This window comes from Paraburkholderia sp. BR13439, from assembly GCF_040948805.1.
Classification (GTDB): Bacteria; Pseudomonadota; Gammaproteobacteria; order Burkholderiales; family Burkholderiaceae; genus Paraburkholderia; species Paraburkholderia youngii.
On the sequence record NZ_JBFPKN010000011.1, the window covers coordinates 278,460 to 286,905 of the forward strand.

The following is an 8,446-nucleotide window of genomic DNA, read 5'->3' on the forward strand; positions in this document are numbered from 1 at the left end:
GGGATCTTCAGGAGACGATAGATGTCGCCATCAAAACGATTTTCGGGTGCGGAGGATGAGCTTCATGCAGTCGCGAGTGCCGCTACTGGCTCGAGCGATTTCGGCTCCAGCGCCGAATACATGCCCGGCCTGACGCAACTTCTGAACGCTTTCGACGAAGATGGCCCGCGCTTCGCGCCAGGGGGCCGGGAATTTGCGTGGAATGCAGTTGTCGGTGCTTTGGTCTCGCGCCTGACGCTAGTGGAGGGCCTGCGCAAGCATGCCGATGTCTTGTCCCAGACTCCGCGGCGTCCGCTCGTCATCACCGGCATACCTCGGACCGGCACGACCGCATTGCACAAGTTGCTTTCGGTCGACCCGCAATTTCAGGGTTTGGAAAAGTGGCTGACGGTCTTTCCGCAGCCACGGCCGCCGCGCGACACCTGGATCAACTACGTTCAGTTCCAGGCGACCGCGGCCGGACTGGAGGCCTTTTTCAGGTCGGCGCCGGAGATGCGCGCAGCACATAACATCGTCGCCGACGAGGTCGATGAATGCCTCGAAATACTCAAACAGGGCTTTTGCAGCAATCTGTGGGGGTCGTCCTTCCGCGTACCTCAATACGATCGCTGGTGGCGCGAGCAGAGCGAATTACCCGCCTATCGCTACTTTGCAAAGACGCTCAGTCTGATCGGCGCGCGCGACCGCGAAAAAACGTGGCTGCTGAAAAATCCCGGCCACCTGATGCAGTTGCCCGCACTATTCGAGGTTTTTCCCGACGCATGCGTGGTCCAGACACATCGGAATCCCGTGGAGGCGTTGCCTTCGCTCGCGAGCGTGCTGGCGATGGCGCGTCGAATTTCCGAGGGCGAGCAAGTCGACAGGCACGAGATCGGCGCGCGCGAACTCGATAATTGGGCGTGGGCCAGCGAAGCAGCAATGGCGGCGCGCGCGTCCTTGCCGAAGAAGCAGTTCCTCGATATCAGCCAAGCCGACCTTCACGCCGATCCGATTGGTACGATGCGGCGGATTTACGGTCACTTCGGCTTTCAACTGACCGAGGAAACGATGGAAGCAATGCGCCGGCGAGTTGAGCAAAGCCCAGAACGCGCTCATGGTGTGCATAAATATACCCAAGCCGAATTCGGCCTTGCAACCGAGGCGATCCGGGAGCGATTCTCCCGCTACATGACTACCTATGGCCTGCAATGATGAGCACGCTCTCACTTTCTCCGTTTTCCGGCTTTCTGCAGATTGCGTACGTCACCACCGACGTGGACAAGGCAATTGACTACTTTTGCAGGCAACAGAATGTGCAGACGTGGGCGCGCTTGCCCGGCATTGAAATCGAGTCGATCGCCGGGCATCATTGCAAGCTGAACATCGCGCTTGCATTCGTCGGATCCGTTCAGCTCGAACTGATCGAGCCGTTATCCGGCGACGACCGTGTGTATCGTGATGCGCTTCCTCGAGACGGGGTCGCGATTCGCCATCACCACATCGCGCAGTTGATCGATAGCGAAGCGGCGTTCGAAACGCAGCGTAGCGAAATGACTGCCGCGGGCGTGCCCATCGTCATCGACGGTCAGTCGCCTGGGTCCGCCCGGTACTTCTACACAGATCACAGGGCAACGCTGGGTCACTATATCGAGCACATCTGGTACACACCAGCGGGTCTCACCGCGATGGAACAGGTGCCTCGCAATGGAGCGGTTCGATGAACACGGCTGGCACCGTGCATTCGGTTGACGACGATCACCGCCTGGCCGTGCACATTGCTACGGCGGCCGGAGCTGCCTTGAACGCGATACGCGCGTCGGCGGTCCTTGCGGGCAAACCACTGGGAACAGCGGGCGATGCCACGGCAAACGAGCTGATCACGCACATTCTCGCTCACACCAGACCGGCAGACGGCTTCCTTTCCGAAGAGTCCGCACCGGATCCAAAACGGCTAGCCCTCGATCGTGTATGGATCATCGACCCCCTCGATGGCACGCGCGAGTATGGCGAATGCCTGGAGCGGCGCGACGACTGGGCGGTCCATGTCGCACTGACGGTTTGCGGCGAGCCGCGCGCTTGTGCTGTCGCGCTTCCGGCTCGTGGCGTCACGTTCGGAACTTTATCGCCGCCTGAGTTGCCCCCAGCGCCTGAGGGGCGCCTAAAAATTCTCGTGAGCCGTTCCCGTGCCCCCGAACTGGCACTACGGGTTGCCCAGCGCTTGAACGCCGAGCTCGTGCCGATGGGTTCGGCAGGCGCAAAGGCAATGGCCGTGCTGCGTGGCGAGGCGCACGCATATCTTCATGCCGGCGGGCAATATGAATGGGATTCGTGCGCTCCGGTAGGGGTCGCGCTTGCGGCCGGACTTCATGCCAGCCGCATCGACGGTAGCCCATGCATCTATAACGGGTCGGACGTTTCGATGCCCGATCTGCTCATATGTCGAGCGGAGATTGCCGAACTGATGCTGGCCGCCATCGCAGCCGCGCAGTGAATCGCCTTTGTAAAAGGATTTGCCATGCCCACATTGACTCACCTGCGGCGGCTCGAAGCCGAGAGCATTCATATCATGCGAGAAGTCGTCGCTGAGTCACAGCGCCCTGTGATGCTTTACTCGATCGGCAAGGACAGCGCCTGCATGCTCCATCTGGCAAAAAAGGCGTTTTACCCGGCGCCGCCCCCGTTTCCGCTCCTGCATGTCGATACCACCTGGAAGTTTCGCGACATGTACACGATGCGCGACCGGATGGCTCGCGAGGCCGGAATGGAGCTCATCGTCCACCAGAATCCGGAAGCGAAAGAACTTGGAATCAATCCGTTCGATCATGGTTCGCAGGTTCACACCGACATGTGGAAGACACAGGGCCTGAAGCAGGCGCTCGATAAGTACGGCTTCGAGGCCGCTTTGGGGGGCGCTCGCAGGGACGAAGAGAAATCGCGTGCGAAGGAGCGAATTTTTTCATTCCGTACAGCCAGCCATCAATGGGACCCGAAGAGTCAACGACCCGAACTGTGGCGCCTTTATAACGCGCGCAAGAACCATGGCGAGTCGATCCGCGTGTTTCCCATCTCAAACTGGACCGAGCTGGACATCTGGCAGTACATCTACCTCGAGAACATCCCCATCGTGCCGCTATATTTCGCGGCGCGGCGACCCGTAGTGAATCGGGGCGGCACGCTGGTGATGGTGGACGACGACCGCATGCCGCTTTCGCGGCACGAAAAGGCAGAGCACAGAATGGTGCGCTTTCGCACGCTGGGTTGCTATCCGCTGACCGGTGCGGTCGAGTCGAACGCCACGACATTGCCGCAGATCATTCAGGAAATGCTCTTGACGACGACCTCCGAGCGCCAGGGTCGGGTGATCGATCACGACGGCGCCGCATCGATGGAGAGAAAGAAACAGGAGGGGTACTTTTAATGGCACACGTCTCTGACCTGATCGGGACCGATATCGAACGGTACCTGAAGCAGCACGAAAGAAAGAGCCTTCTGCGTTTCATCACATGCGGGAGCGTGGATGACGGCAAGAGCACGTTGATTGGCCGTTTGCTCTATGAATCCAGGATGCTATTCGAGGATCAGCTTGCCGCGCTCGAAGCCGATTCGAAGAAGGTCGGTACGCGTGGTGGGGAAATAGACTATGCGCTGCTGCTCGACGGTCTGGCTGCCGAGCGCGAGCAGGGCATCACCATCGACGTCGCCTACCGGTTTTTCTCGACGGACCGCCGCAAGTTCATCGTTGCCGATACGCCCGGGCATGAGCAGTACACTCGCAACATGATAACGGGGGCTTCCACGGCGGATCTCGCCATCATCCTCGTCGATTCACGCAAAGGCTTGTTGCAGCAAACGCGACGGCATAGCTATCTCGTGTCGTTGATCGGCATTCGCAACGTGGTTCTTGCGGTGAACAAGATGGACCTGGTTGATTACTCCCGTGAGCGGTTCGACGAAATTTCACGCGAGTATTGCGAATTTGCAAAAAAAATCGGTATATCCGATGTGACGGCAATTCCGATTTCGGGCGTAAATGGCGACAACGTTGTTCAAAGGAGCACAAAGACGCCATGGTACGACGGGCCGTCCTTGATGCATCACCTCGATACTGTCGAGATCGACGAAGCCCGTTTGCAGACCCTGCCATTGCGTTTCCCGGTGCAGTGGGTCAACCGCCCGAACCTTGATTTCCGTGGGTTTGCAGGCACTATTGCGTCCGGTGTCGTACGCGTCGGGCAGCGTGTGCAAGTTCAGCCGTCAGGGCGGGAAACCACCGTCGCAAGAATCGTGACGGCCGATGGAGATCTCGACGAGGCCTTCGCGGAACAGTCGGTGACGCTTCTGCTCGCCGACGAAGTGGATGTCTCTCGTGGCGATCTGATTTCAGCGGCCGATTCGCCAGCGCAGGTTGCCGACCAGTTCGAAGCAACGCTCGTATGGATGAGCGATCAACCCATGCTCCGTGGGCGCAGCTACCTGCTGAAGATCGGCACTCGGACCGTCACGGCAACGATATTGCCGCTGAAATACAAGCTCAATGTCGAGACGCTCGATCACGTCGCCGCTGACACTCTCGCCTTGAACGAAATCGGCGTCGCCGAACTGGAGTTTGACCGTCCGATCGCATTCGATCCATACGAGCGGGACCACGAGACGGGCGGTTTCATCGTTATTGACCGCATGACCAATAGCACGGTCGGTGCGGGTATGCTGCGCTTCGCACTGCGCCGTGCGACCAATATTCGCTGGCAGACGCTGGAAGTCGACAAACATGCGCGACGGACCCTCAATGGGCATCAGAGCGGCGTCGTCTGGCTGACAGGCCTTTCTGGTGCGGGTAAATCGACGATTGCGAATCTGCTCGAGAAACGCTTGCATGCAATGGGCAAGCGAACCTATCTGCTCGATGGGGACAATGTTCGGCATGGATTGAACAAGGATCTCGGCTTCACGGCCGAAGACCGCGTCGAAAATATCCGGCGCATTGCCGAGGTGGCGAAATTGATGGCCGACGCCGGCGTGATCGTCATCACCGCATTCATTTCGCCGTTTCGTGCAGAGCGCGCACTGGCGCGCGAGCTCATGGAGGAGGGTGAGTTCATCGAGGTCTTCATCGACACGCCATTGGAAGTGGCTGAGCAGCGCGATCCGAAAGGACTCTACAAGAAAGCGCGTCGCGGAGAGTTGAAGAACTTCACTGGCATCGATTCGCCCTACGAGGCGCCGGTGAAGCCCGAAATCCACATCAATACCACGACCAGTTCTGCCGAGGTTGCTGTAGAGACGATCTTCCAGAAGTTGCAGACCGCGGGATTCCTTGACGTGTCGAGGGGATCGCCGCTCTGAGACGTCGCGGGGCGGCGTGCCTCGCGCGTCTTGCGTTCATATTGTTATACGACATTCATTTATATATACTCCCTGCTGTCGACCACGGGAGACGCAGAGCGCAATTCCCGTGTTGACATCGCCCACTCGGGCGACAGTCCAACAGGTATCGGGACGTTTCGACGCGTCAAGGAGGCAGTGGGGATGGCGGAAAGCAATCAGCAAGGCTATGGGTCGCGCGAGTCGATGGAATACGACGTGGTCATCGTCGGCGGCGGTCCCGCAGGCCTCTCAGCGGCGATCCGCCTGAAGCAGCTGGCAGCCGAAAAGAACGCCGAGATTGGCGTCTGTGTGCTGGAGAAAGGCTCGGAGATCGGAGCGCATATCCTCTCGGGCGCGGTCATGGACCCACGCGCGCTCGATGAACTGATACCCGACTGGAAGGAACAGGGCGCGCCGCTGAACGTCGCCGTGACCGAAGACAAGTTCCTTTTCCTTTCGGAAACCGGTGCGAAGTCGGTCCCGAACTGGGCATTGCCGGACAACTTCAAGAATCACGGCAACTTCGTGATCAGCCTCGCGAATGTCACGCGCTGGCTTGGGACAATGGCCGAGGCACTGGGCGTGGAGATTTTCCCGGGCTTTCCGGCCGCTGAAGTCCTCTACAACGAGGACGGCTCGGTCAAGGGCGTCGCCACCGGCAACATGGGCATTGGCAAAGACGGCGAGCCCACCGAGAACTTCCAGCTCGGGATGGAGTTGCACGCGAAGTACACGCTGTTCTGCGAAGGCTGCCGCGGTCATCTTGGCCGTCAGCTCGACGAGAATTTCAATCTCGGCAAGAACGCCGATCCACAGGTCTATGGCATCGGCATCAAGGAGCTGTGGGAAATCGATCCTTCGAAACATCAGCCGGGTCTGGTGGTTCACACGGCTGGCTGGCCGCTGGAGTCGGACACCTATGGCGGCTCGTTTCTGTACCACATCGACAACAACCAGGTGATGGTGGGTTTTGTCGTCGGTCTCGCGTATCAGAACCCCTATCTTTCGCCATTCGAGGAGTTCCAGCGGTACAAGACGCACCCGGAAATCCGCAAGTTCCTGGAGGGCGGCAAGCGCGTGTCGTATGGTGCGCGCGCGATCACAGCCGGTGGCCTGATGTCTCTGCCTAAGCTGGTATTCCCGGGCGGCGCACTCGTGGGTGACGATGCCGGCTTCCTGAACGCATCGCGCATCAAGGGCAGTCACGCAGCGATCAAGACCGGCATGCTGGCCGCGGATGCCGCCTTCGATGCGTTGCAGGCTGGCCGCCAGCACGACGAACTCGCGGCCTATCCGGAGGCGTTCAAGCAGTCGTGGCTCTACACGGAGCTGTACAAGGCGCGCAACTTCAAGCAGTGGATGAGCAAAGGCCTGTACCTCGGCACGTTGATGGTGGGCATCGAGCAGAAAGTGCTGGGCGGTAATGTGCCCTGGACGCTGCATCACCGGCATCGCGATCACGAAATGCTGAAACCCGCCTCGCAGTGCAAGCCGATCGAGTATCCAAAGCCGGACGGCAAACTCACGTTCGACCGTCTGTCGTCTGTTTTCATTTCGAATACGAATCACGAAGAGAATCAGCCGGCGCATCTCACGCTCAGGGACGCGAGTGTGCCGGTGAACGTCAATCTGCGAACGTATGCAGGCCCAGAAACCCGCTTCTGTCCAGCAGGCGTCTACGAGTACGTGAAGGACGAGCAGGACGATGACCGTCTGCAAATCAACGCGCAGAATTGCGTGCACTGTAAGACCTGCGACATCAAGGACCCGACCCAGAACATCGTGTGGGTCACGCCGGAAGGCGGCGGCGGTCCGAACTATCCAAACATGTAAGCAGATGTCAGCCAGGTCTCAGAGGTAAGTCTCAGAATGAAACTGATTCGGTCAATCGACGAGCTGCGCGCGCAGTTGCGCGGGCAAAACCGTACCGCATTCGTGCCGACCATGGGCAATTTGCACGAAGGGCATTTGTCGCTTATCCGGCTCGCCCGGCAGCATGGGGATCCTGTCGTCACGAGCATCTTCGTCAATCCGCTGCAGTTCGGGCCGGAGGAGGATTTTGCGCGCTATCCGCGAACGCTGGAGGCGGACATCGAGAAGCTCCAGAAGGAGAACGTCTATGTCGTCTTTGCCCCTACGGAAGAGGATCTATACCCTCAGCCGCAGGAGTATCGAGTGCAGCCGCCTGGCGGCATTGGCGACGTGCTGGAGGGTGAATTCCGGCGCGGGTTTTTCCAGGGTGTGTGCACGGTGGTGATGAAGCTGATGTTGTGCGCCCAACCGCGTGTCGCCGTTTTCGGAAAAAAGGACTATCAGCAATTGATGATTGTTCGGGAGATGTGCAAGCAGTTTGCGATGCCGACGGACGTGGTAGCGGGCGAAACCATCCGTGATTGCGACGGTCTTGCCTTATCTTCTCGCAATCGTTTCCTGACGCCCGAGGAGCGGGTCGAGGCGCCAACGTTGTATCGGCTCCTGAACCAGATCCGCGACAAGGTTTTGAGCGGAGAGAAAGATATTCAGGGTATCGAACGACGCGCGTTCTCCACGTTGGTCGATCGTGGCTGGCAGCCGGATTACATCTCGGTGCGCAAGCAGGCCAATCTGCGATCACCCACGGCTCAGGAGGCCGATGACAGCAAGCTGGTTATCCTTGCCGCTGCGCGCCTCGGCAACACGCGACTGATCGACAACATGGAAATTTGAGTTCTCCATGTATAGCCTTGCCGCCGCGCTTCTGGACCAGCAGGGCAGGGTGCCAATCCGAAGGCTGGTCACGTGCCTTCCCAATCTGGCCGTTTGACATGATCGAATCAGACTCGGATCACGGCGGGTCCTCCCGCCGCGCAGTACTCGTAACAGGCGCCGCCAGACGGATCGGGCGGGCGCTTGCGCTCGGTTTCGCTGCGCGAGGATGGGATGTCGCGGTGCACCATCACGAGTCAAAACAGGAAGCCCGAGAGGTTGTTGACCACATAGTCCGTCCTGAACAATCCGTAGAGCCTTGAGTAGCTGGGCTTCCGGGTAGAAATCGTGTTGTTGGAATTGCAGAGACCTGGCATATTGCTTCACATAGCCTGCAAATTCTGACGAGGTTCAGATG

Annotated in this window: 7 protein-coding genes and 1 pseudogene; all 8 read left to right on the forward strand. The window is 59.1% G+C overall.

Annotated elements, in window-relative coordinates; all coding sequences use genetic code 11:
- The first annotated feature begins 21 nt into the window (after positions 1–21).
- Positions 22–1,191, forward strand: a complete 1,170-nt coding sequence (locus AB3X96_RS22875; protein ID WP_368591510.1) for a sulfotransferase — start codon at positions 22–24, stop codon at positions 1,189–1,191.
- On the forward strand, positions 1,191–1,700 hold the full coding sequence (locus tag AB3X96_RS22880; RefSeq protein ID WP_368591511.1) for a VOC family protein: 510 nt from the start codon (positions 1,191–1,193) through the stop codon (positions 1,698–1,700). The genes AB3X96_RS22875 and AB3X96_RS22880 overlap by 1 nt, the downstream gene beginning before the upstream one ends.
- A complete protein-coding gene (locus AB3X96_RS22885) occupies positions 1,697–2,470 on the forward strand; it encodes a 3'(2'),5'-bisphosphate nucleotidase CysQ (RefSeq protein ID WP_368591512.1) in 774 nt (257 codons plus the stop codon). The genes AB3X96_RS22880 and AB3X96_RS22885 overlap by 4 nt, the downstream gene beginning before the upstream one ends.
- Before the next feature lie 24 nt (positions 2,471–2,494).
- The gene (cysD, locus tag AB3X96_RS22890; protein ID WP_368591513.1) at positions 2,495–3,397 is read left to right on the forward strand and encodes a sulfate adenylyltransferase subunit CysD; all 903 of its coding nucleotides are present in this window, start codon (positions 2,495–2,497) and stop codon (positions 3,395–3,397) included.
- Positions 3,397–5,322, forward strand: a complete 1,926-nt coding sequence (gene cysN / locus AB3X96_RS22895) for a sulfate adenylyltransferase subunit CysN (protein WP_368591514.1) — start codon at positions 3,397–3,399, stop codon at positions 5,320–5,322. The genes cysD and cysN overlap by 1 nt, the downstream gene beginning before the upstream one ends.
- A gap of 183 nt (positions 5,323–5,505) precedes the next feature.
- A complete protein-coding gene (locus AB3X96_RS22900) occupies positions 5,506–7,176 on the forward strand; it encodes an electron transfer flavoprotein-ubiquinone oxidoreductase (protein WP_368591515.1) in 1,671 nt (556 codons plus the stop codon).
- Between the two features lie 36 nt (positions 7,177–7,212).
- Positions 7,213–8,049, forward strand: a complete 837-nt coding sequence (gene panC, locus AB3X96_RS22905) for a pantoate--beta-alanine ligase (protein ID WP_368591516.1) — start codon at positions 7,213–7,215, stop codon at positions 8,047–8,049.
- Positions 8,050–8,147: 98 nt separating this feature from the next.
- Positions 8,148–8,312 (forward strand): annotated as a pseudogene (locus AB3X96_RS22910) (short-chain dehydrogenase); the annotation flags it as partial.
- Positions 8,313–8,446: the final 134 nt, after the last annotated feature.